Below are 22,225 nucleotides of genomic sequence, written 5' to 3' on the forward strand. Positions count from 1 at the left end.
GTTATGCATGCAAGTCTGGAGCTTGCGCTGCATAGGATTCTAAACAGGGATTTTTGCCAGGCACGTAACAAAGGGACGGGCAAATGTCACCACTTGGTGACATAGCAACCGGCCCCCAGCGCACTGGCCATGCTTGGGGATAACGGCAGGCCCGGCAGCAATACGGCCTGCCAGGCATGGTACAGGTCCGGCTTGCCCCCCCAGATTTTGCTGGCGGGCAGGTTTTGCGGATCGAGTTCGTGGTGCCAACTGCCCTGGACCCGGTCGATCAGGTGGGTTTCACAGAACTCCCAGAAGCGCCGGTACCAGACCTCGTAATGCCACTCGCCGGTGCGCTTGAGCAGGGCCTGGGCGGCCGCGCTGGCTTCGGCGTGGGTCCAATGCAGACGCTCGCGCACCACCGGGCGGTAGTGCCAGTCCAGGGTGTAGACCAGGCCCGGGCCACCGTCCACCGACCAGCCATACTCGCAGGCGCTGGCGAACAAAGCCTTGGCATCCTCCAGCAACCACGCTGGCGTGACGAGCCCCGCCTGCTGGCGTGCGGCTTCAAGGTGCAACACCAGGCGCGCCCATTCAAAGCCGTGCCCGGGAGTGATGCCGTAGGGGCGAAAGCCGTCGGCCGGGTTTTCTTCGTTGTAACGGTGCAGGGGTTGCCAATAGCGGTCGAAATGCTCGATCACCATAAATTCATTGGCGGCGGCGTGCCGATGGATCACCCGTTCGACAATACGCAGCGCCCGCCCCAGCCAGCGCGTGTCGCCGGTGACATCGGCCAGGGCCAGAAAGGCTTCGGTGGCGTGCATATTGCTGTTGGCGCCGCGATAGGCTTCTTCACCGCTCCAGTCCCGGGCGAAGGATTCAAGCATTGCGCCCTCCTCCTCGCACCAGAAATGCTGGTCGATGATCTGTATGGCATCCGCCAGCAACGCTTGCGCCCCAGGGGCACCCGCCACCACTGCGGAACTGGCGGCCAGGGCGACAAAGGCGTGCAGGTAGGCGGCCTTGCCCGTATTGCCATCACCCGCGCCGGCGACGGCAAACCAGCCGCCATGCTCGGCATCCCGCAACGGGCCGGTGAGGCTGGCCACACCGTGCTCCACCAGCTCGGCATAGCCCGGCAGCCCTTGGGCGTGAGCCATGGCGAAGCTGTGGGTCATGCGGGCGGTGTTCATGGTTTCGGCGTGGGCATCGACGGGCAGACGGCCCTGTACATCGAGGTTGCCGAAGCCTTCAGGCAGCCGCGAGGCCTTGGCAAAACCCAGCAGGCGCTGGCCTTCGGCGGCGAGCCAGGCGTGATGGGCAGGGGCGTTCAGCCAACTGCTGGCAGGCAGTGGTTGCATGATCATGGGTGGCCCTTTTTGTTTTTATGGGATGACCGCAGTCTAAACAAGGGTCGGGAGAGGGCATGTAACGAAAGAGCGAGGAAATGTCACCGATTGGTGACATTGGCAAGAGCCGGCAAGCCGGCCCCAAGAGTAACAATGGCGTCACTGGCCCAGGGGCGTGACCTTGGCCGGCGCACTCACTTCCCGTTGCAGGTTCTGCATCTGGGTTTGCAAGGTGGTGATGTTGCGGGTGGTCTGGATACGGAACACGTCGAACTCTTTATTCGACGGCCCTTCGGTGGCGGCGCGGTTGTCCAGTTCGCTCTTGACCACCAGCAGGTCCTGTTCCAGGCGTGCAATGGCCGTGGCCGGATTGCCCTGCTTCTTCAAGGCGGCCACCTCCGTGCCCAGTTCCTTGACGTCGGCATTCAATTTGGCGGCTTCGGCCTGTGCGGCCTTGAGGGCGGTCAATTCATTGACCAGGCTCAGCACCTGGGCCTGCAACTGGGTATTGGCGGTGGCCAGGTCCGTGGTGCTGGCACTCATCTGCGCCAGGCGCTTGTCCAGGTCGGTGGCCTGGCCCGCCACGCCCAACTGCTGCTTGCCCTGCTCCAGCAATTGGCTTTCCAACTGCTTGATCTGCAGCTTGAGCGCTTCGCTACCGGTATTGACGATGGCCTCACTGGCCACCACCTTGCCGGAAATGTCCTGCAAGCGGCCGGCGGCTTCTTCGCTGATACGCGCAAAGCTTTCCTGGGTGGCCACCAGTTGCTGCCCCATCAGGGAGATCTGCTGGAAACTCCACCAGGCCAGGCCCACGAAGGCGAACAGCAGCGCGCCGACCAGGGCCCACAACGGCCCGGTACTGGCACTCTTGACCTTGACCACCGGCGCCGGGCGCGAGCGGATGGAGGTGGCAGCTGTCGGCACAAAATCATCGTCATCGCCAACGTCGGCCCGCAGGCTCGGCACATTGTCGAAGTCGTCTTTAGTATCGTTACGCATGAATCAACCTTGAGATAGCCACATAAAAAACCAAGCGGCGGGAGTATAAACCCCTGGCCCGTCGCCTTGGTCGAGCGGCAACCGAAAAATCGGTTCCCGGTGTTGCGAAGGCTACTGGGAGCCCGGTTCCTGGACTTTCCACCAGTGGCAAAATTCGTCGAGCGCTGTCCACAGGCTGACCCTGGGTTGGTAATCGAGGTAGTGCTGCGCGCGGCTGATGTCCAGGGTGAAATCCTTGTTCATCACCTGCATGCCCAGGCGTGACAGTGACGGCTCCGGACGCCCCGGCCACATCGCGCAGAAGGCTTCATTGAGCGCCGCGACGCTGTAGGACAAGCCGTAGGAACGGTAACGCGTGACCTGGGGCATTTCCATCTGGCGCATCACGTAGTTGATCACGTCCCACACCGGCACCGGCGTGCCATTGCTGATGTTATAGGCCTTGCCCAACGCCGAGCCAGTGGCCAGCAGGCTGCTGAGCAGGGCCTCGTTGAGGTTGTGCACACTGGTGAAATCAACCTTGTTCAGGCCGTCGCCGACGATGGCCAGGCGGTTTTTGCGCTGCATTTTCAACAGTCGCGGGAAGATGCTCATATCCCCGGCCCCGGTGACAAAGCGCGGGCGCAGGGCCAGCACTTCTAGGCCGAACTCCTGGGCACCGAAGACTTTTTGCTCGGCCAGGTACTTGGTGGCCGCATAGGGATGCTTGAAACGCTTGGGCACTTGCTCTTCGGTCAGCCCCAGGTGATCGCGGCCATCGAAATAGATCGACGGCGACGACAAGTGCACCAGGCGCCCGACCCGCTGTTTCAGGCAGGCTTCGACCACGTTTTCGGTCACCTGCACATTGCCCTGGTAAAAGTCCTGGTAACGCCCCCACAACCCTACGGCACCGGCACAATGCACGACGGCTTCGACGTCGCGGCACAGGTTGCGCACCAGATCCGGATCATTCAGATCACCCTGGATAAACTCGGCGCCGCGCCGTACCAGGTGCTCGACACCCTCGGCCCGCCGCCCGTTGACCCGCACGTCCAGGCCCTGCTCCAGGGCGAAGCGCGCAAAGCGCCCGCCAATGAAGCCGCTTGCGCCGGTGACCAGAATTTTCATGTATTACTCCGTGTTCTTTACATTTTTCATCGCAGTTGCGTTGACGCCAGCAGTCACCCCAACGGCACCAACAACTGGCCGGTCGCCCGCGCCAGATGTTCGGTCAACAAGCCGAGCAATTGCCCACCGCTGCGCCAATGATGCCAGTACAACGGCACATCAATGGGTTTATCTGGCAATAACTCCACCAACACCCCACGCTGCAGTTGCTCACGCACCTGTAACTCCGGCACCAGCCCCCAGCCCAGGCCGGCCTCGGCCAGGCGGATAAACCCTTCGGAAGACGGGCATAAATGGTGTTCGAAACCGCCGTCCACGCCCAGCGAGGCGAGGTAGCGATGCTGCAGGAAATCATCCGGGCCAAATACCAGCGCCGGGGTCCGGGCCAACTGATCGGCGCGCACCCCGCCGGGAAAGTGCCGGGCGATAAACGCCGGGCTGGCCAGGGCCCGATAGCGCATGGCCCCCAGCAGCAGGCTGCGGGCACCGGCCACCGGGCGCTCGCTGGCGCAGACGCAGGCCGCCACTTCGCCGGCGCGCATGCGCTTGAGGCCGACGGTCTGGTCTTCCACCACCAACTCCAGCAACACATGCTGTTCGGCGCAAAAATCCCCCACCGCCTGCCCCCACCATGTGGCCAGGCTGTCGGCGTTGATGGCAATCCGTAGGCGCTCCGGCATGCCCTCCTCGTCCAACGCCGGCACCTGGCTTTGCAGGTCGCGCTCCAGCAGGCGCACCTGCTGCACATGGTTGAGCAGGCGCCGGCCGATTTCCGTGGGGGTGGGCGGCGTTGCGCGCACCAGTACTGGCTGGCCGATACGCGCTTCGAGCAATTTGATGCGCTGGGAAATGGCCGATTGCGACACGCCCAGCACCTGGGCGCCACGTTCGAAGCCGGCCTGTTCCACCACCGCCGCCAGGGCAGAGAGCAATTTGTAGTCGAACATCAGTTTTCCTAATGAGCGATGAGCAATATTGGTTTTTCTTATACAGCGCCAGACCGGAGAATGACCAGCATCCCGTGTTTATCTTCTTTCAAGGATCTTCCAATGGCTGGCGAAACCGCCCTGGCAACCCTACTGCGCAGCATGAGCCCACAGCTCAACGCGGGCGACTATGTGTTCTGCACCCTGGCCGACAACCGCCTGCCCGCCTGCGAAGTGATCGGCAGCTTTCGCGAACAGGAAGGCTTGACGGTGATTGTCGAGCGCCAACAGGCCGAACAGGCCGGCCTGGCCTTTGAGTATGTGGCGGCGTGGATCACCTTGAACGTGCATTCAGCCCTGGAGGCCGTCGGCCTGACCGCCGCCTTCGCCACTGCCCTGGGACGTGCCGGGATCAGTTGCAACGTGGTCGCCGGCTACTACCACGACCATTTGTTTGTCGGCCGCAACGATGCCGAGCGGGCAATGGATGTATTGAAACAACTGGCAGCGGGCGCGAAGTAAATCCTATGTGGCAAAGTTATGTGAACGGCTTGCTGGTGGCCCTCGGGCTGATCATGGCTATCGGTACGCAAAACGCGTTTGTGCTGGCGCAGAGCCTGCGTCGCGAACATCACCTGCCAGTGGCGGCCTTGTGCGTGGTGTGTGATGCGCTGCTGGTGGCCGCCGGGGTGTTTGGCCTCGCGACGGTGCTGGCGCACAACCCGTTATTGCTGGCGATTGCCCGCTGGGGCGGCGCGGCTTTCCTGCTGTGGTATGGCGCCCTGGCCTTGCGCCGCGCCTGTTCGCGGCAAAGCCTGGGGCAAGGCGAGAGCCAGAAGGTGCGCTCATTGCGCGCGGTGATGCTCAGCGCCCTGGCCGTAACCCTGCTCAACCCTCATGTGTACCTGGACACGGTGTTACTGATCGGTTCCCTGGGCGCCCAGCAAACCGAGCCGGGCGCTTATGTCGCAGGCGCCGCCAGTGCGTCGTTCCTCTGGTTTTCCGCCCTGGCCCTGGGCGCGGCGTGGCTGGCCCCGTGGCTCGCGCGCCCGGCGACCTGGCGCCTGCTGGACCTTTTGGTGGCGGTGATGATGTTCAGCGTGGCCTATCAATTGATCAGCACCTGAGGAATATTCCAAAACGCTCTGGAACCTCTATCCCACACAGTTGTTGCGTGGTTTTGCCGCACCCCCGGTGCTATGATCCAGCCCCTGCGCCGCAAAGAGTACAAACTCCCCGGCGCTTGTTTGGCCGCCCGTGATCGGCCTTGCGCTCACCGCAACTGACCTGATTAGGAGAATTATCATGGCTTTCGAATTGCCGCCGCTGCCCTACGCACACGATGCCCTGCAGCCGCACATCTCCAAGGAAACCCTGGAGTATCACCACGACAAGCACCACAACACCTATGTCGTGAACCTGAACAACCTGGTGCCTGGCACCGAGTTCGAAGGCAAGACCCTGGAAGAGATCGTCAAATCCTCTTCGGGTGGCATCTTCAACAACGCCGCCCAGGTCTGGAACCACACTTTCTACTGGAACTGCCTGGCGCCAAACGCCGGCGGCCAACCGACTGGCGCACTGGCCGAGGCGATCAACGCCGCTTTCGGTTCGTTCGACAAGTTCAAGGAAGAGTTCACCAAGACTTCGGTCGGCACCTTCGGTTCCGGTTGGGGCTGGCTGGTGAAAAAGGCTGACGGTTCCCTGGCCCTGGCCAGCACCATCGGCGCCGGCAACCCGCTGACCAGCGGCGATACCCCGCTGCTGACCTGCGACGTCTGGGAACACGCCTACTACATCGACTACCGTAACGTGCGTCCAAAGTATGTGGAAGCGTTCTGGAACCTGGTCAACTGGAAGTTCGTTGCCGAGCAGTTCGAAGGCAAAACCTTCACTGCGTAAGTAACCCTTGCAGTAAAAAAGAGCCCGGCAATTGCCGGGCTTTTTTGTGCCAGATTGAAACCACCTCACCCCAACACCCGTGGAACTCACCGACAGGAATTGACCACTGAGCCGGTGAGAGAAATAACTCCCTCATCTATTTTAGGAGTATCAACCATGCTTGGAATAATGGAACTCGCCAAGGGCGCCATGCCAGGGATCGGAGAGCTTGTGGGTGCCTTGGCGGGAGTGCTGGGGAATGCAATAAAGGGCAAGTCAGGTGAAGACGAGGAGAAAGAACCCGGCAAAATAGCCGAAGATGTACACGCCAAAGTCGATATGCAGATTACCTACCCGCACCCTTGAGGCCATCGACGTGCTCTTGCGACAGGCAGAAAAGCCTACGCCTGTACGCCCGCCAGCCGTGCAAAAGGGCGGAAGATTTGATCCGCCCATCGCCTTCCAGATCTTGCCCCGCTAGCGTCCAGACGCCACGCACCGCAATGTTCCTTTGACTGCCACCACGGGATTGCCAATACTCATGGCATATTGAGGCTACCCGCATGGAACAAGGAATAACCCTTTGAAGCTGGAACTCAAAAACAGCTTGTCGGTGAAGTTGCTCCGGGTGGTGCTGTTGTCGGCACTGATAGTGGGCGTGGCACTAAGCGTGGCGCAGATCGTCTTTGATGCCTACAAGACGCGCCAGGCGGTGGCAGGCGATGCCCAGCGCATCCTCGACATGTTTCGCGACCCCTCGACCCAGGCCGTCTACAGCCTGGACCGTGAGATGGGTATGCAAGTCATCGAAGGCCTGTTTCAGGATGATGCGGTGCGCATGGCCTCTATTGGCCATCCCAATGAACCCATGCTCGCCGAAAAAAGCCGGGACTTGCAGCAGTCCCCCAGCCGCTGGCTGACGGACGTGATTCTGGGCCGGGAACGCAGCTTTACCACCCCGCTGGTAGGGCGCGGGCCTTATAGCGAGTATTACGGCGACCTGAGCATCACCCTCGACACCGCCACCTATGGCCGGGGCTTTATCGTCAATTCGGGGATCATTTTTATCTCCGGGGTGCTGCGCGCCCTGGCCATGGGCCTGGTGTTGTACCTGGTCTATCACTGGCTGCTGACCAAGCCCCTGTCGCGGATCATCAGCCACCTGAGTTCGATAAATCCCGACCGCCCCAGCGAGCACAAGATCCCGCAACTCAAGGGCCACGAAAAGAATGAACTGGGGCTATGGATCAACACTGCCAACCAGTTGCTGGCGTCTATCGAGCGCAACACCCATTTGCGCCACGAAGCAGAAAACAGCCTGTTGCGCATGGCCCAGTACGACTTTCTTACCGGCCTGCCGAACCGCCAGAAACTGCAGGAACAGCTGGACAAGATCCTGGTCGACGCCGGGCGCCGGCAACGCCGGGTCGCGGTGCTGTGCGTGGGGCTGGATGACTTCAAGAGCGTCAACGAGCAGTACACCTACCAGGCCGGCGACCAGTTGCTGCTGGCCCTGGCCGACCGCTTGCGTGCCCACAGTGGGCGCCTCGGCGCCCTGGCGCGCCTGGGCGGCGACCAGTTCGCCCTGGTCCAGGCCGATATCGAGCAACCCTACGAAGCCGCCGAGCTGGCACAGAGCATCCTCGATGACCTGGAAGCCGAGTTCGCCCTCGACCACGAACAGATCCGCCTGCGCGCCACCATCGGTATCACCTTGTTCCCCGAAGACGGCGACAGCACCGAGAAACTGCTGCAAAAGGCCGAGCAGACCATGACCCTGGCCAAGAGCCGCTCGCGCAATCGCTATCAGTTCTATATCGCCAGTGTCGACAGCGAGATACGCCGTCGCCGCGAACTGGAGAAAGACCTGCGCGAAGCCCTGGGCCGCAACCAGTTTCATCTGGTGTACCAACCGCAGATCAGCTATGCCGATCATCGCGTGGTCGGCGTCGAGGCGCTGATTCGCTGGCAACACCCGGAACACGGCCTGGTGCCACCGGACCTGTTTATCCCGCTGGCGGAACAGAACGGCACCATCATCCCCATTGGCGAGTGGGTGCTGGACCAGGCCTGCCGGCAATTGCGCGAATGGCATGACCAGGGCTTTACCGAGCTGCGCATGGCGGTCAACCTGTCCACGGTGCAACTGCACCACGCCGAACTGCCACGGGTGGTCAACAACCTGCTGCAGATCTATCGCCTGCCGCCGCGCAGCCTGGAACTGGAAGTGACCGAGACCGGCCTGATGGAAGACATCAGCACCGCCGCCCAGCACTTGCTGAGCCTGCGCCGCTCCGGCGCGCTGATTGCCATCGACGATTTCGGTACCGGCTACTCGTCACTGAGTTACCTGAAAAGCCTGCCTCTGGACAAAATCAAGATCGACAAGAGCTTTGTCCAGGACCTGCTGGACGACGACGACGATGCGACCATCGTGCGGGCGATCATCCAGCTGGGCAAAAGCCTGGGCATGCAGGTCATCGCCGAAGGTGTGGAAACACCCGAGCAGGAAGCCTACATCATCAGCGAAGGCTGCCACGAAGGTCAGGGCTATCACTACAGCAAACCCCTGCCCGCCCGTGAGCTGGCGGCCTACCTCAAGCAAGCCGAGCGCAATAACGCCGCCATCCTGTAAAGCCTTAATGCCGCCCAAGGCACGGCCTTGGGCGGCTGGCGCCTGACTATGAAACTTTTCCTGCGTTAACCCTTTACAGAAAATGCAAATCTTTCGCATTATGTTGCAGTTTTGCGCGCTGCACTGCGCCCCGATCCACTACCGAAGCAGGATGTTCGCCATGATTCGTATGCCCCTGGCCACCGCCAGTCTGCTGGCCATCGCCATTTCTCTCGCCGGCTGCGGCGAGGGCAAAGACAAGGCTGCCGCGCCTCAGGCGCCGACGCCAACTGCCAGCACTACCGCTCCAGCGGCTGCCGCTACCGCCGGCCAGGTTGACGAGGCGGCCGCCAAGGCAGTCGTCGCGCATTACGCAGACCTGGTGTTCGCGGTGTACAGCGACTCCGAGTCCACCGCAAAAACCCTGCAGACCGCGATCGACACCTTCCTCGCCAACCCCAACGACGAGACCCTGAAGGCCGCCCGTACCGCCTGGATCGCCGCGCGCGTACCGTACCTGCAGAGCGAAGTGTTCCGCTTCGGCAACACCATCATTGACGATTGGGAAGGTCAGGTGAACGCCTGGCCGCTGGACGAAGGCCTGATCGACTATGTCGACAAGTCCTACGAACACGCCCTCGGCAACCCGGGCGCCACGGCCAATATCATCGCCAACACCGAGATCCAGGTCGGCGAAGACAAGGTCGACGTCAAGGAAATCACCCCGGAAAAACTCGCCAGCCTCAATGAGCTGGGCGGCTCCGAAGCCAACGTCGCCACCGGCTACCACGCCATCGAATTCCTGCTGTGGGGCCAAGACCTGAACGGCACCGGCCCTGGCGCCGGCAACCGTCCAGCGTCGGACTACCTGCAAGGCGACGGCGCCACCGGTGGGCATAACGAGCGTCGCCGCACTTACCTGCGCGCCGTGACCCAACTGCTGGTCAGCGACCTCGAAGAAATGGTCGGCAACTGGAAACCCAACGTCGAAGACAACTACCGCGCCACCCTGGAAGCAGAACCTGCGACCGACGGCCTGCGCAAGATGCTGTTCGGCATGGGCAGCCTGTCCCTGGGTGAACTGGCGGGCGAGCGCATGAAGGTGTCCCTGGAAGCCAACTCGCCGGAAGACGAGCACGACTGCTTCAGCGACAACACCCACAATTCGCAGTTCTACGACGCCAAGGGCATCCGCAACGTCTACCTGGGCGAGTACACCCGCGCCGATGGCACCAAGCTGACCGGCGCCAGCCTGTCGTCCCTGGTGGCCAAGATCGACCCGGCCGCCGATGCAGCCCTCAAGGCTGACCTGGCTGCTACCGAAGCGAAGATCCAGGTCATGGTCGACCACGCCAACAAGGGTGAGCACTACGACCAGTTGATCGCGGCCGGCAACACGGCGGGCAACCAAATCGTGCGCGATGCCATCGCCGCCCTGGTCAAGCAGACCGGCTCCATCGAGCAAGCAGCTGGCAAGCTGGGCATCGGTGACCTGAACCCGGATACCGCTGATCACGAGTTCTGATCCACGCGGTTTGAATGAGGCGGCCTTCGGGTCGCCTTTTTTGTATTCATCGTTTGCCCTCGCCACCTCCCCTGTAGGAGCTGGCTTGCCTGCGATGGCGGTGGGTCAGGCCCGAATGCTTGACTGAACCGCCGCCATCGCAGGCAAGCCAGCTCCCACACAAGCCAGCTCCCCATTAAGCCAAGTCCTACATCATATCCGCGCCCCCTTTGCAGCCCCCGGTTTACAAGCCCTGCACCGTAGGTAGAATGGCGCCTCCGACTGTTACCCGAGCGCTATTCATGGCAATGCCGACCCTGCGGATCATTGGTTTCATCATCGGCATCTTCCTGATTACCCTCGCGGTCGCCATGGTCGTGCCCATGGCCACCCTGATATTTTTCGAGCGCACCAGCGACCTGCCGTCCTTTCTCTGGGCCAGCATGATCACTTTTATCGCCGGCCTGGCCCTGGTGATTCCCGGGCGCCCGAAGCAGGTGCAACTGCGCCCCCGGGACATGTACCTGCTGACGGTCAGCAGTTGGGTGGTGGTGTGCATCTTTGCCGCGCTGCCGTTTTTGCTGACCCAACACATCAGCTATACCGACTCGTTCTTTGAAAGCATGTCCGGCATCACCGCCACCGGCGCCACCGTGCTCAGCGGCCTGGACACCATGTCGCCGGGCATCCTGATGTGGCGCTCGATGCTGCACTGGCTCGGCGGCATCGGTTTTATCGGCATGGCGGTGGCGATCCTGCCGCTGCTGCGCATCGGGGGCATGCGCCTGTTCCAGACCGAATCCTCGGACCGCTCCGAGAAGGTCATGCCGCGCTCCCATATGGTGGCGCGCCTGATTGTGGCGGCCTATGTGGGGATTACCATCCTCGGCAGCCTCGGGTTCTGGTGGGCCGGCATGGGCCTGTTCGACGCGATCAACCACGCGATGTCGGCCATTTCCACCGGTGGGTTCTCCACCTCCGATGAGTCCCTGGCCCACTGGAAACAGCCGGCGGTGCATTGGGTGGCGATCGTGGTGATGATCATGGGCAGCCTGCCGTTTGCCCTGTATGTCGCGACATTGCGTGGCAACCGCAAGGCGCTGATCAAGGACCAGCAAGTACAAGGTTTGCTGGCGATGCTGCTGGTGACCTGGGTGGTGCTCGGCACCTGGTACTGGTGGACCACCAACCTGCACTGGCTGGATGCACTGCGCCATGTCGCGCTGAACGTCACGTCCGTGGTGACCACCACCGGCTTTGCCCTGGGCGATTACAGCCTGTGGGGCAATTTCTCGCTGATGCTGTTCTTCTACCTGGGCTTTGTCGGCGGTTGCTCGGGCTCCACCGCCGGCGGGATCAAGATCTTCCGCTTCCAGGTCGCCTATATCCTGCTCAAGGCCAACTTGAACCAGTTGATTCACCCAAGGGCGGTGATCAAGCAGAAATACAACGGCCATCGCCTCGACGAAGAAATCGTGCGCTCGATCCTGACGTTCTCGTTCTTCTTCGCCATCACCATCTGCATGATTGCCCTGGCCCTGTCGCTGCTGGGCGTGGACTGGATGACCGCCTTGACCGGCGCCGCCAGTACCGTCTCCGGTGTAGGTCCGGGGCTGGGGGAAACCATTGGCCCGGCTGGCAATTTCGCGACCCTGCCGGACGCCGCCAAGTGGATCCTGTCCCTGGGCATGCTGCTGGGCCGGCTGGAGATCATTACGGTGTTGGTGCTGTGCATTCCGGCGTTCTGGCGCCACTGACACTCACCGACGTAGCCTGCAGCCGCGCCCGGTATTCGCCGGGCGTGGCATCGAACCAGCGGCGAAACGCGCGGAAGAAGTTACTCGGGTCGGCGAACCCCAGCAGGTAGGCGATTTCCAGTAGGGTCATGCTCGGCTGCGCCAGGTACTGCTCGGCCAGCTCGCGGCGGGTGTCGTCGAGCAAAGCCTGGAAGCTGGTGCCCTCCTCCTGCAAGCGCCGCTGCAAGGTGCGCTGGGACAAGTGCAACGTCTGCGCCACCACCTCACGCTTGGGCTCGCCCTGGGGCAACAGCCGGCACAGCACCTGGCGAGCCTTGTGGGTCACCCGGCTCTCGGAAAACCGCGCCAGGTACTCCCCGGCAAATCGATCGTGCAGCAGCGCCATAGCCTCATTGGCGGTGGGCAACGGCGCTTCCATGTCCGCCCGCTCGAAGATCAGCGCGTCATACGGCGCGTTGAACACCAGCGGTGCATGAAAGGCCTGCTTGTAAGGCTCCAGGTCCACTGGCTGATCACCCTGCACCAACACCTTGCGCGGCTGCAGCGTGCGCCCGGTCAACCAGCCACATAACGCCAGGGCACAGGCCAGTGAAGCCTCGGCGCTTTGCCGGGTGGGTGGCAGATGGTCGCCGTGGACCGTAAGGATCAGCGCATAGCCTTCGGGTAACAGGCGGAAACTCAGGTCGGCACTTTCGGCAATGATTCGCTGGTAACGCACCAGCCGGGCAAAGCCTTCAGCCAGGGTGCTGCTGGACATCAAGGCATAACCCGCCACATGGAAGGACGCCGGACGCACCACCTTGCCCATATTCAAGCCAATGGCCGGATTGCCCGACAGCTCAACCGCGCGCTGCCAGAGCCGGGTCATGGAGTCCTGGGGGAAACGCGCATCGGGGTCATCCAGGGCGCGGTAATCCAGGCCCAGCTGTTGGAACAGGGCACGGCAATCCAGGCCATCGAGCTCCAGCGCCTTGACTATCCCCATCGCCCAACTTGCAGAAGTGGTTCGTTCGTTCATGGCGTTTTCTTGCGCGCGTTCTATGAAGGGACGGCTGAAACCGCAGCCCGGAACCCAAGGATACTAAAGTGGCGTCTATTGTCACTGGCCCTTGCCTGTAATGACTCTAGACTCAAATAAGCTCCCCGCCGAACATCCGTCGGGCACAACAACAAACAGAGGGCCGGCCAACGTGGAAAATGTCAGACAATTCAATAGCTTCGCCGAGTTCTATCCGTATTACCTGAGCGAACACGGCAACAGCACCTGCCGGCGCCTGCATTTTATCGGCACCAGCCTGGTGATTTTTATTCTCGCCTTCGCCGTCGGCAAAGGTGCCTGGTGGCTGCTGTGGGTGTTGCCGGTGGCCGGCTACAGCTTTGCCTGGATCGGCCACTTCTTCTTTGAAAAGAACCGCCCGGCCACGTTCCAGCATCCGTTCTACAGCCTGCTGGGCGATTTCGTGATGTACCGCGACATGATTCTGGGCAAGGTACCGTTCTAAACCCGCAAAACAATAAGAGACATGTCGATGAGCCAACAGGCCCGCTTTACCCATATGCAGGACGGCACCCAGGAAGACTGGGCAATCATCGCTGCCGACTTCAGTGCCTACGCCCGCCAACTGCCCGGACGGATCCTCGCGCACCTGCGCCTGCTGGAAGGTGACTTCGGCGGTTTCCCGGTGGACCGCCTGACCCATTCCCTGCAAACCGCCAGCCGCGCCTGGCACGATGGCCGCGACGAAGAATATGTGGTCTGCGCGCTGCTCCATGACATCGGCGACACCCTGGGCTCCTACAATCACCCGGACATTGCCGCCGCCATCCTCAAGCCGTTCGTCAGCCCGCAGAACCTGTGGATGGTGGAAAAGCACGGGATTTTCCAGGGCTACTATTTCTTTCATCATCTGGGCATGGATCGCCACCTGCGCGAGCAATTTGGCGAACACCCGCAGTACGAGCAAACCATCGAGTTCTGCGCACTGTATGACGCGGCGGCGTTCGACCCCGCCTATGCCACCCTGCCCCTGAGTTTTTTCGAACCGAAGCTGGCGCGGGTCTTTGCCCAGCCAAAAAACTCGCTCTACAAGGCCGCCATGGAACGCCAGGCCAGCCTGTGACCTCTTGTCACTTGCGCCGGGTAGATGAAGGTTTGCGCATTTGGCGAGATAAAAGTCTTTTTGTCATTTGCAGTGCTGTATCCTGCCCAGGCTTTGTGAAAAGCGTGGCACATCTGCAATTGCACAACAGACCTTGCGAGGAGCGACGACGATGCACGAAATTCCCAATCTCCCCTTCCCAAGCCTGCACGAGACTGAGCAGCCAACCCCGCAACAGGCCGGCAGTGACAAACAAGCGCCGGCACAGGCAACACCGGTCGACAGCGATAGCGACGACTGACCGCAGCACCCAGACCGTGTGGAAAGCGTGACATTGCGCGCTTTCCACACCGCCTGAATCAAGAGACACGCCACATGCCCGATACCCCCCACAATTCCCCCGATGAAGCGTTACTCGGCGCCGCCCTGCAAATGGTCGACGTCTGGAGCCGCCTCAGCCCGGAAAAACAGGCGCTGCTGCTCAAGCGCTTTGGCACCCAGGAAAACGCCCTGGCCGCGCTGGTGACCACGCGCATGCTCGACCCCGAAACCCCCTGATTTTTATCCTGTGGCGAGGGGGCTTGCCCCCGTTGGGCTGCGCAGCAGCCCCCCTGTCAGGTAAACCGAGGTGGCTGGTTTTGGGGCGGCTACGCCACCCAACGGGGGCAAGCCCCCTCGCCACAGCAAGCCCCCTAGCCACCACAAGCCCTCTGGTTACAGTAAGCCCCTTTGCCACAGTTGCCGTGGTGAATGATTTTCTGGCAGCGTAAAGCACCGGTATCATAAGCAACCTATCTTTTCCTGCCGCGACAGTGGATCTTTCCCATGCCAGATACCCAGCGCCCCATGGCGGTCACGCTGCAAGTCGTTTCCATCGTGCTGTTCACCTTTATCGGCTACCTGAATATCGGCATCCCCCTGGCCGTATTGCCGGGCTATGTCCACAGCGACCTGGGCTTTGGCGCCGTGATCGCGGGCCTGGTGATCAGCGTGCAGTACCTGGCCACCCTGCTGAGCCGGCCCTACGCCGGGCGCATCATCGACAACCGCGGCAGCAAGCGCGCGGTGATGTACGGCCTGGCCGGTTGCGGCTTGAGCGGGGTGTTCATGCTGGCATCCGCCGCCCTGACCCACCTGCCGGCCCTGAGCCTGGCCAGCCTGTTGATTGGCCGGCTGGTGCTGGGCAGTGCCGAAAGCCTGGTGGGTTCGGGCTCCATTGGCTGGGGCATCGGCCGGGTCGGCGCGGTGAATACCGCCAAGGTCATCTCCTGGAACGGCATTGCCAGCTATGGCGCCCTGGCGATTGGCGCCCCGCTGGGGGTGCTGCTGGTCAGTCGGTTCGGGCTGTGGAGCATGGGTGCCAGCATTATTGCCCTGGCGGTGCTGGGCCTGTTGCTGGCCTGGCCGAAAGTCGCGGCGCCCATTGTGGTCGGCGAGCGCCTGCCCTTTATGCATGTGCTCGGCCGCGTGCTGCCCCACGGCTGCGGGCTGGCCCTGGGTTCCATCGGTTTTGGCACCATCGCCACGTTTATCACCCTGTATTACGCGACCCGCAACTGGGATAACGCAGTGCTGTGCCTGAGCCTGTTCGGCGCCAGCTTTATCGGGGCGCGGTTGCTGTTCGGCAACCTGATCAACCGGATCGGCGGGTTTCGCGTGGCGATTGCCTGCCTGTCGGTAGAAACCCTCGGCCTGCTGCTGTTGTGGCTGGCCCCGAGCGCCGAGCTGGCCCTGGCGGGCGCGGCCTTGAGCGGTTTCGGGTTTTCCCTGGTGTTCCCGGCGCTGGGGGTTGAAGCGGTCAACCTGGTACCCGCCTCCAGCCGTGGCGCCGCGGTGGGGGCCTATTCGTTGTTTATCGACTTGTCATTGGGTATCACCGGGCCGCTGGCCGGGGCGATTGCGGCGGGTTTCGGCTTTGCCTCGATCTTTTTGTTTGCCGCGCTGGCGGCCTTCGCCGGGCTGCTGCTGAGCCTATATCTGTATCGCCAGGCCCCCAAATACCGCGACGAACGTAACGCCGGCTAGAAATCCACCTTGCCGCGCCCGGCCTTGATGCTGCCGCGCTTGGTCTTGGATTCCAGGCGACGCTTTTTCGAGCCCAGGGTGGGCTTGGTCGGGCGGCGTTTTTTCTCGACCTTGGTCGCGCTGAGGATCAACTCCACCAGGCGCTCCAGGGCATCGGCGCGGTTCTGTTCCTGGGTCCGGTATTGCTGGGCCTTGAGGATCAATACGCCGTCGCTGGTAATCCGACTGTCACGCAGTGCCAGCAAGCGTTCCTTGTAGAACGGCGGCAGCGACGAAGCGCCGATATCGAAGCGCAAATGCACGGCGCTGGAGACCTTGTTGACGTTCTGCCCGCCAGCGCCCTGGGCGCGGATGGCCGTCAACTCGATTTCGGCATCGGGCAGGTGCACGTTACTGGAGATCACCAACATCGAAAGCGGGTCCGTGAGCGAGGGTAGAGGCCGGGTTGCCGGCCCCTACGCGGTGGGCTAGGGGTTCAGCGAGGATACAGCACTCACGTCAGCCTGAGCCTTGCGCTTGTTCTTGAGCACATAGCACACCCACATAAAGGCCAGCCAGACAGGAATCGCATACACCGAGACCTGAATCCCCGGAATCAACAACATGACCCCCAGGATAAACACCACAAACGCCAGGCACACGTAGTTGCCATAGGGGTACCACAGCGCCTTGAACAGTGGCACCTGACCGGTGCGGTTCATGTGCTGGCGGAACTTGAAGTGCGAGAAGCTGATCATCGCCCAGTTGATCACCAACGTGGCCACCACCAGGGACATCAGCAGTTCCAGGGCATGCTGCGGGATCCAGTAGTTCATCAACACCGCCACCAGGGTGACGGCCGCCGAGGCCAGGATCGAACGCACCGGTACACCGCGCTTGTCGATCTTCGCCAACGCCGCCGGGGCGTCGCCTTGCTCGGCCATGCCCAGCAGCATGCGGCTGTTGCAGTAGGTGCCGCTGTTGTACACCGACAGCGCCGCCGTCAGCACCACGAAGTTGAGGATATGCGCGGCGGTGTTGCTGCCCAGCATCGAGAACACCTGCACGAACGGGCTGCCGCTATAGGCATCGCCGGAAGCATTCAGGGTCACCAGCAGGCTGTCCCACGGCGTCAGCGACAGCAGCACTACCAGGGCGCCAATGTAGAAAATCAGGATGCGGTAGATCACCTGATTGATCGCCTTGGGGATCACGGTGCGTGGCTGGTCCGCTTCAGCGGCGGTAAAACCGAGCATTTCCAGGCCGCCAAAGGAGAACATGATGATTGCCATGGCCATCACCAGGCCGCCGACACCATGGGGGAAGAACCCGCCGTGTTCCCACAGGTTGGTCACCGACGCCTGGGGCCCGCCGGTGCCGCTGACCAGCAGGTAGCTGCCCAGGGCGATCATGCCGATAATCGCCACCACCTTGATAATCGCAAACCAGAACTCGGCTTCGCCAAACACTTTGACGTTGGCCAGGTTGATCACATTGATCAGCACGAAAAAGGCCGCCGCCGAGACCCAGGTCGGAATCTCCGGCCACCAGTAATGCACATACTTGCCGACCGCCGTCAGCTCCGACATACCCACCAGGATATAGAGGATCCAGCAGTTCCAGCCCGACAAGAAGCCTGCGAAACCGCCCCAGTACTTGTGGGCAAAATGGCTGAAGGAACCGGCCACTGGCTCTTCGACGATCATTTCGCCCAACTGGCGCATGATCATAAAGGCAATGAAACCGCAGATGGCATAGCCGAGGATCATCGACGGGCCGGCTGACTTCAGCACCCCCGCCGAGCCCAGGAACAGGCCGGTACCGATCGCGCCACCGAGGGCGATCAATTGAATATGACGATTTTTCAGGCCGCGCTTCAGTTCGCCTGAATGCGAGTTGGGTCCACTCATGAAAAGGGTCTCACGCAAGGTTTGATGATGTTCAATACACGATGCTGCTTTGAAACCGACTCAAGCAGCGCCGATCAAACCCCAGCGCAAACACCAGGAGTCCAGCGTCTTTCTAACGGTCATGCGTCACCTGTTTGTTTTTATCTGTGACGAAATCGAACCCGTCCGGCTTATGGCCGGGCGGAGTTAACAAGGCAGCTAGCCTTGAAGGCCTTTTGCGTGGGTACGCAAGGGGGGGTCACAGTAAAACGCGGCGCATTGTACACCGCTCGATCCGCTAGGGAGGGTTGCGGGAGAGATTGTTCGTCAAATGGAAGATTTTCTTTACACAGAAAGTTCATCAAGAGCACGCGCTGCGTAGGCTCGGCCCAGTCGTAAAATAATCGTTACATCGCGGAAGCCATTCCTGACACCCCACCGACTCCCCCGTGGCGAGCGGGCTTGCCCGCGTTGGACTGCGCAGCAGTCCCTTGAAAGAACAACCCAGTCAACCAGGCAGACCGAGACAGCAGAGTGTGGGGCTGCTGCGCAGCCCGACGCGGGCAAGCCCGCTCGCCACACAGCGTGCAAAAAAAACGCCAACCCGCAGGTTGACGCTTTTTCTTACAGCTTGAAGCTTAAAGCTTGCTGCTGCTCTTAAGGCTTCTTACGCCCAAACCCCGGACGCTGGCCGGAACCTGCCGGTGCGCCACGGCGCTTGCCCGACGGCTCGTCCGCAACCAGTTTGAGCCCTGGGCGCTTTTTCGGCGCGGGCTTGGCTGGACGCTTGGCACCTTCGGCTGGGCGATCAGTCTGCGGAGCACCACGGCCGGTATCGCCACGGTTGCTGCGACCGCCCGTTGGTGCTTCGCCACGACCGGCAGGCCGCGGGGTACGCGGTGCACGCTCGCCATCCTGACGGGCCGGAGCCGATGGACGACGATCGCCCTCGATCTGCGGCTGACGGGAAATACGACCGCCTGTGGCCGGAGCATCCAGCGCCGGGCGCAAGGTGCGCGCAACGCGTTCGGTACGTGCCACCGGGCGCGACGATTTACGCTGCATGCGCTCCAGCTTGTCTTTGCTCTTGGCATTCATCTGCGGCATGGCCACAGGGGTCAGGCCCACTTCAGCACTGAGGATGTCGACTTCGTACTGGCTCATTTCGCGCCAGCGACCCATCGGCAGGTCCGAGTTGAGGAACACCGGGCCGAAACGCACGCGCTTCAGGCGGCTGACCACCAGGCCCTGGGATTCCCACAGGCGACGTACTTCACGGTTACGCCCTTCCATCACCACGCAGTGGTACCAGTGGTTGAAACCTTCGCCACCGGGGGCCTGCTTGATGTCGGTGAACTTGGCCGGGCCGTCTTCCAGCACCACGCCAGCCTTGAGGCGTTCGATCATCTCGTCATCGACTTCACCCCGTACACGTACCGCGTACTCACGGTCCATCTCGTAGGACGGGTGCATCAGGCGGTTGGCCAGTTCACCGTCGGTGGTGAACATCAGCAAGCCGGTGGTGTTGATGTCCAGGCGGCCGATGTTGATCCAACGGCCTTCTTTAGGCTTGGGCATCTTGTCGAACACGGTTGGACGGCCTTCCGGGTCGTCACGGGTGCAAATCTCGCCGTCGGGCTTGTTGTACATGATCACGCGGCGCACCGATTCGGCGGCCTCTTCACGCTTGATGACCTTGCCATCAATGGTGATCGCATCATGCAGGTCGACGCGCTGGCCCAGGGTGGCTTCGACGCCATTGACCTTGATGCGCTTCTGGGTGATCCAGGCTTCTACGTCGCGGCGCGAGCCGACGCCGATACGGGCGAGGACTTTTTGCAGTTTCTCGCCGGCTGGGCCGATTTCCTGGCTGTCGTTCTGGTCTTGGTCTTTCATCTTAAGCACCTCCCGGTGTGTCGATTCAGGCGTGGCCTGAAGGTATTGAAACTGTTGTCTTGGGCGAACGCATCGCCGAAGGGTCGCAAATCATACGCTCATGGCGCGCATTGCGCATCAGAGACTAGTCGATATGGGCCGGCTCATTTGCTTTTCCGCCGACCGGTGGCACCCAGGGCGATCAGCCGCAGCTCGGCTTCGGCCAGCACCGCGCGCTTGTCGACCTTGTCGAGCTTCTTCCAGGCCCGGATCTCACGCTTGCTGCGCCCGCAGCCGACGCAGATATCGTCGCTGAACTTGCAGAGGCTGATGCAGGGGTCTTTGGTGGAGCTCATATACATTCTCCCTGGTGCAGAAGATCCAATGTGGGAGCGGGCTTGCTCGCGATTGCGGTAGATCAGTCATATATCCAGTGGCTGACACTCCGCAATCGCGAGCAAGCCCGCTCCCACATTTGGTTCTGGGTCAGTCTTCGAATTCGCGGCGTTCGTTTTCGATGGCTTCGGCCAGTGCCCGGGCTTCGGCTTCTTCTTCGCTCAACTCGGGCTGTTCCAGGGCGGCGACGGCGGCCAGCAGTTTTTCGCGGGCGGCCGCCACACCCAGGATGTCTTCCTCAGGCTCAGGTTCGACCGCAGGCGCCGTTTCAACGTTCACCGGCATTTCGCCCGCCCCATCACGCAGCAAGTCATCAAAGTCGGTCTTGATCCCCTGCTCCATATCGTCCAGCTCCAGCAGCAAGGTGTGGAAACTGGTCTCGTCCTTCGGCTCTTCCGGCTCGGCGCTGGCATCAGCCAGCTCCTGCAAGCCGGGCGGCACCGGGGCATCGTCGAAATCGAGCACCGGTTCGGCCTCGATCTCACGCAGCTCGGCCAAAGGCGGCAGGTCGTCGAGGTTCTTCAGGTTGAAGTGATCGAGAAACACCTTGGTGGTGGCGAACATCGCAGGTTTGCCGGGTACGTCGCGGTAGCCGACGATACGGATCCACTCGCGCTCCAGCAGCGTCTTGACGATATGGCTGTTGACCGCCACGCCGCGCACGTCTTCGATCTCGCCACGGGTGATGGGCTGGCGATAGGCAATCAGCGCCATGGTTTCCAGCATCGCCCGGGAATACCGTTGCGGGCGCTCTTCCCACAGGCGCCCCACCCACGGCGAAAACTTCTCACGGATCTGCAAACGATAGCCCGAGGCCACTTCGCGCAGTTCAAAAGCGCGGCCGTCACAGGATTTGCGCAGGATTTCCAGGGCCTTCTTGAACACCGGCGGTTCCGGGCGCTCGGCCTCTTCAAACAGTTCAAACAGGCGTTCCAGCGATTGCGGCTTGCCCGAGGCCAAGAGGAAGGCTTCCAACAGCGGTGCCAGTTCGCGAGGTTCAGTCAGATTCATCAATTCAGCTCGTTATTCGGCTCGCGCCCGCACGTGGATAGCCGCAAAAGGCTCATTCTGCACCAGCTCGACCAAGGATTCCTTGACCAGCTCAAGGATCGCCATAAAGGTCACCACCACGCCCAGGCGCCCTTCTTCGGCGGTAAACAGCTCGACAAACGGCACAAAGCCGCCGCCCTTGAGACGCTCCAGCACATCGCTCATACGCTCGCGGGTGGACAAGGCTTCGCGGCTGACCTGGTGGCTTTCAAACATATCGCCACGGCGCAGCACCTCGGCCATGGACATCAACAGTTCTTCCAGGCTCACATCCGGCAATAATTTGCGCGCCCGGGCTTCCGGGGCATCGAGCTTGGGCACCACCACGTCACGGCCCACGCGGCTCAAGCCATCAATGCCTTCGGCGGCAGCCTTGAAGCGCTCGTATTCCTGCAGGCGGCGGATCAGCTCCGCGCGGGGGTCGTCCTCTTCGGCTTCGATTGTCTCGGAACGCGGCAGCAGCATGCGCGACTTGATCTCCGCCAGCATCGCCGCCATCACCAGGTACTCGGCGGCCAGCTCCAGGCGCACCGATTGCATCAACTCGACATAGCCCATGTACTGGCGGGTAATTTCCGCCACAGGGATATCGAGGATATTGATGTTCTGCTTGCGGATCAGGTACAGCAGCAAGTCCAGCGGACCCTCGAAGGCCTCAAGGAACACTTCCAGGGCATCCGGCGGGATATACAGGTCCAGGGGCATTTCCATGACCGCCTGGCCGTAGACCATGGCAAATGGCAGCTCCTGCTGGGCGCCGGCCTGGCTGTCGACGGTTTCCACGGCCGAC

General features: G+C 61.7%; 23 protein-coding genes. 12 read left to right on the forward strand and 11 right to left on the reverse strand.

What is annotated here, in order from left to right:
* Nucleotides 1–86: 86 nt before the first annotated feature.
* The 4 genes from PSH73_RS19600 to PSH73_RS19615 all read right to left on the reverse strand — a co-directional run bounded on the left by PSH73_RS19600 (nt 87) and on the right by PSH73_RS19615 (nt 4,387).
* Nucleotides 87–1,346: an AGE family epimerase/isomerase gene (locus tag PSH73_RS19600; RefSeq protein WP_305461225.1), complete on the reverse strand. Its 1,260-nt coding sequence runs from the start codon at nt 1,344–1,346 to the stop codon at nt 87–89.
* 141 nt (nt 1,347–1,487) lie between these two features.
* Nucleotides 1,488–2,330 (reverse strand): hypothetical protein, encoded by an 843-nt coding sequence (locus PSH73_RS19605; RefSeq protein WP_057439969.1) that lies wholly within the window; start codon nt 2,328–2,330, stop codon nt 1,488–1,490.
* A gap of 111 nt (nt 2,331–2,441) precedes the next feature.
* A complete protein-coding gene (locus tag PSH73_RS19610) occupies nt 2,442–3,440 on the reverse strand; it encodes an NAD(P)-dependent oxidoreductase (protein ID WP_057439972.1) in 999 nt (332 codons plus the stop codon).
* A 53-nt stretch (nt 3,441–3,493) separates the two neighbouring features.
* Complete coding sequence (locus tag PSH73_RS19615; RefSeq protein ID WP_057439973.1) at nt 3,494–4,387, reverse strand: LysR family transcriptional regulator ArgP; 894 nt, start codon at nt 4,385–4,387, stop codon at nt 3,494–3,496.
* Between the two features lie 102 nt (nt 4,388–4,489).
* On the opposite strand from PSH73_RS19615, the gene PSH73_RS19620 reads away from it, so the two are divergent.
* The 7 genes from PSH73_RS19620 (at nt 4,490) to PSH73_RS19650 (ending at nt 12,122) form a co-directional block, all read left to right on the forward strand.
* Nucleotides 4,490–4,888 carry an ACT domain-containing protein gene (locus tag PSH73_RS19620; RefSeq protein WP_305461227.1) on the forward strand — a complete coding sequence of 133 codons (399 nt, stop codon included), beginning with the start codon at nt 4,490–4,492 and terminating at the stop codon, nt 4,886–4,888.
* Between the two features lie 5 nt (nt 4,889–4,893).
* A complete protein-coding gene (locus tag PSH73_RS19625; protein WP_170060095.1) occupies nt 4,894–5,493 on the forward strand; it encodes a LysE/ArgO family amino acid transporter in 600 nt (199 codons plus the stop codon).
* A gap of 178 nt (nt 5,494–5,671) precedes the next feature.
* Nucleotides 5,672–6,268 carry a superoxide dismutase gene (locus tag PSH73_RS19630; RefSeq protein ID WP_003212997.1) on the forward strand — a complete coding sequence of 199 codons (597 nt, stop codon included), beginning with the start codon at nt 5,672–5,674 and terminating at the stop codon, nt 6,266–6,268.
* 156 nt (nt 6,269–6,424) lie between these two features.
* Nucleotides 6,425–6,613, forward strand: a complete 189-nt coding sequence (locus PSH73_RS19635; protein ID WP_057439976.1) for a hypothetical protein — start codon at nt 6,425–6,427, stop codon at nt 6,611–6,613.
* A gap of 217 nt (nt 6,614–6,830) precedes the next feature.
* Nucleotides 6,831–8,882, forward strand: a complete 2,052-nt coding sequence (locus PSH73_RS19640) for a bifunctional diguanylate cyclase/phosphodiesterase (RefSeq protein WP_057960494.1) — start codon at nt 6,831–6,833, stop codon at nt 8,880–8,882.
* Between the two features lie 160 nt (nt 8,883–9,042).
* A complete protein-coding gene (locus tag PSH73_RS19645; protein WP_120734466.1) occupies nt 9,043–10,386 on the forward strand; it encodes an imelysin family protein in 1,344 nt (447 codons plus the stop codon).
* A gap of 281 nt (nt 10,387–10,667) precedes the next feature.
* Nucleotides 10,668–12,122 (forward strand): TrkH family potassium uptake protein, encoded by a 1,455-nt coding sequence (locus PSH73_RS19650; protein ID WP_057960495.1) that lies wholly within the window; start codon nt 10,668–10,670, stop codon nt 12,120–12,122.
* Here the strand turns inward: PSH73_RS19650 and PSH73_RS19655 are convergent.
* Nucleotides 12,079–13,140, reverse strand: coding sequence for an AraC family transcriptional regulator (locus PSH73_RS19655; protein WP_057960496.1), 1,062 nt, complete (start codon nt 13,138–13,140; stop codon nt 12,079–12,081). The two genes, PSH73_RS19650 and PSH73_RS19655, sit on opposite strands and share 44 nt — an antisense overlap.
* Nucleotides 13,141–13,312: 172 nt before the next feature.
* Between PSH73_RS19655 and PSH73_RS19660 the strand changes: the two genes are divergently transcribed.
* From PSH73_RS19660 to PSH73_RS19680, 5 genes are all read left to right on the forward strand, one after another.
* Complete coding sequence (locus PSH73_RS19660; RefSeq protein WP_057439981.1) at nt 13,313–13,624, forward strand: DUF962 domain-containing protein; 312 nt, start codon at nt 13,313–13,315, stop codon at nt 13,622–13,624.
* Between the two features lie 27 nt (nt 13,625–13,651).
* Nucleotides 13,652–14,242, forward strand: a complete 591-nt coding sequence (locus PSH73_RS19665; RefSeq protein WP_186625462.1) for an HD domain-containing protein — start codon at nt 13,652–13,654, stop codon at nt 14,240–14,242.
* Between the two features lie 151 nt (nt 14,243–14,393).
* Nucleotides 14,394–14,522, forward strand: a complete 129-nt coding sequence (locus PSH73_RS19670) for a hypothetical protein (protein WP_258558642.1) — start codon at nt 14,394–14,396, stop codon at nt 14,520–14,522.
* Nucleotides 14,523–14,596: 74 nt separating this feature from the next.
* Complete coding sequence (locus PSH73_RS19675) at nt 14,597–14,779, forward strand: hypothetical protein (RefSeq protein WP_115128812.1); 183 nt, start codon at nt 14,597–14,599, stop codon at nt 14,777–14,779.
* Nucleotides 14,780–15,046: 267 nt separating this feature from the next.
* Nucleotides 15,047–16,246, forward strand: a complete 1,200-nt coding sequence (locus PSH73_RS19680; protein ID WP_057960499.1) for an MFS transporter — start codon at nt 15,047–15,049, stop codon at nt 16,244–16,246.
* Here the strand turns inward: PSH73_RS19680 and arfB are convergent.
* The 6 genes from arfB to PSH73_RS19710 all read right to left on the reverse strand — a co-directional run bounded on the left by arfB (nt 16,243) and on the right by PSH73_RS19710 (nt 22,107).
* Nucleotides 16,243–16,656 (reverse strand): alternative ribosome rescue aminoacyl-tRNA hydrolase ArfB, encoded by a 414-nt coding sequence (gene arfB / locus PSH73_RS19685; protein WP_057439984.1) that lies wholly within the window; start codon nt 16,654–16,656, stop codon nt 16,243–16,245. The two genes, PSH73_RS19680 and arfB, sit on opposite strands and share 4 nt — an antisense overlap.
* Nucleotides 16,657–16,713: 57 nt before the next feature.
* Nucleotides 16,714–18,135 carry an amino acid permease gene (locus PSH73_RS19690; RefSeq protein ID WP_057439985.1) on the reverse strand — a complete coding sequence of 474 codons (1,422 nt, stop codon included), beginning with the start codon at nt 18,133–18,135 and terminating at the stop codon, nt 16,714–16,716.
* A gap of 636 nt (nt 18,136–18,771) precedes the next feature.
* Nucleotides 18,772–20,010, reverse strand: coding sequence for a 23S rRNA pseudouridine(2605) synthase RluB (gene rluB / locus PSH73_RS19695; RefSeq protein WP_057960500.1), 1,239 nt, complete (start codon nt 20,008–20,010; stop codon nt 18,772–18,774).
* Between the two features lie 143 nt (nt 20,011–20,153).
* Complete coding sequence (locus PSH73_RS19700; RefSeq protein ID WP_057439987.1) at nt 20,154–20,345, reverse strand: DUF1289 domain-containing protein; 192 nt, start codon at nt 20,343–20,345, stop codon at nt 20,154–20,156.
* Nucleotides 20,346–20,475: 130 nt separating this feature from the next.
* Nucleotides 20,476–21,396 carry an SMC-Scp complex subunit ScpB gene (gene scpB, locus PSH73_RS19705; protein ID WP_057960501.1) on the reverse strand — a complete coding sequence of 307 codons (921 nt, stop codon included), beginning with the start codon at nt 21,394–21,396 and terminating at the stop codon, nt 20,476–20,478.
* A gap of 12 nt (nt 21,397–21,408) precedes the next feature.
* On the reverse strand, nt 21,409–22,107 hold the full coding sequence (locus PSH73_RS19710) for a ScpA family protein (RefSeq protein ID WP_169851199.1): 699 nt from the start codon (nt 22,105–22,107) through the stop codon (nt 21,409–21,411).
* Nucleotides 22,108–22,225: the final 118 nt, after the last annotated feature.

Origin of the sequence: Pseudomonas sp. FP2294, from assembly GCF_030687625.1 — a bacterium.
GTDB lineage: Bacteria > Pseudomonadota > Gammaproteobacteria > Pseudomonadales > Pseudomonadaceae > Aquipseudomonas > Aquipseudomonas shahriarae.

Coding starts and splice junctions, on each gene's coding strand:
- PSH73_RS19600 (WP_305461225.1), bottom strand. CDS start 1,346: ATGATCATGCAACCACTGCCTGCCAGCAGTTGGCTGAACGCCCCTGCC.
- PSH73_RS19605 (WP_057439969.1), bottom strand. CDS start 2,330: ATGCGTAACGATACTAAAGACGACTTCGACAATGTGCCGAGCCTGCGG.
- PSH73_RS19610 (WP_057439972.1), bottom strand. CDS start 3,440: ATGAAAATTCTGGTCACCGGCGCAAGCGGCTTCATTGGCGGGCGCTTT.
- PSH73_RS19615 (WP_057439973.1), bottom strand. CDS start 4,387: ATGTTCGACTACAAATTGCTCTCTGCCCTGGCGGCGGTGGTGGAACAG.
- PSH73_RS19620 (WP_305461227.1), top strand. CDS start 4,490: ATGGCTGGCGAAACCGCCCTGGCAACCCTACTGCGCAGCATGAGCCCA.
- PSH73_RS19625 (WP_170060095.1), top strand. CDS start 4,894: ATGTGGCAAAGTTATGTGAACGGCTTGCTGGTGGCCCTCGGGCTGATC.
- PSH73_RS19630 (WP_003212997.1), top strand. CDS start 5,672: ATGGCTTTCGAATTGCCGCCGCTGCCCTACGCACACGATGCCCTGCAG.
- PSH73_RS19635 (WP_057439976.1), top strand. CDS start 6,425: ATGCTTGGAATAATGGAACTCGCCAAGGGCGCCATGCCAGGGATCGGA.
- PSH73_RS19645 (WP_120734466.1), top strand. CDS start 9,043: ATGATTCGTATGCCCCTGGCCACCGCCAGTCTGCTGGCCATCGCCATT.
- PSH73_RS19650 (WP_057960495.1), top strand. CDS start 10,668: ATGGCAATGCCGACCCTGCGGATCATTGGTTTCATCATCGGCATCTTC.
- PSH73_RS19655 (WP_057960496.1), bottom strand. CDS start 13,140: ATGAACGAACGAACCACTTCTGCAAGTTGGGCGATGGGGATAGTCAAG.
- PSH73_RS19665 (WP_186625462.1), top strand. CDS start 13,652: ATGAGCCAACAGGCCCGCTTTACCCATATGCAGGACGGCACCCAGGAA.
- PSH73_RS19670 (WP_258558642.1), top strand. CDS start 14,394: ATGCACGAAATTCCCAATCTCCCCTTCCCAAGCCTGCACGAGACTGAG.
- PSH73_RS19675 (WP_115128812.1), top strand. CDS start 14,597: ATGCCCGATACCCCCCACAATTCCCCCGATGAAGCGTTACTCGGCGCC.
- PSH73_RS19680 (WP_057960499.1), top strand. CDS start 15,047: ATGCCAGATACCCAGCGCCCCATGGCGGTCACGCTGCAAGTCGTTTCC.
- arfB (WP_057439984.1), bottom strand. CDS start 16,656: ATGTTGGTGATCTCCAGTAACGTGCACCTGCCCGATGCCGAAATCGAG.
- PSH73_RS19690 (WP_057439985.1), bottom strand. CDS start 18,135: ATGAGTGGACCCAACTCGCATTCAGGCGAACTGAAGCGCGGCCTGAAA.
- rluB (WP_057960500.1), bottom strand. CDS start 20,010: ATGAAAGACCAAGACCAGAACGACAGCCAGGAAATCGGCCCAGCCGGC.
- PSH73_RS19700 (WP_057439987.1), bottom strand. CDS start 20,345: ATGAGCTCCACCAAAGACCCCTGCATCAGCCTCTGCAAGTTCAGCGAC.
- scpB (WP_057960501.1), bottom strand. CDS start 21,396: ATGAATCTGACTGAACCTCGCGAACTGGCACCGCTGTTGGAAGCCTTC.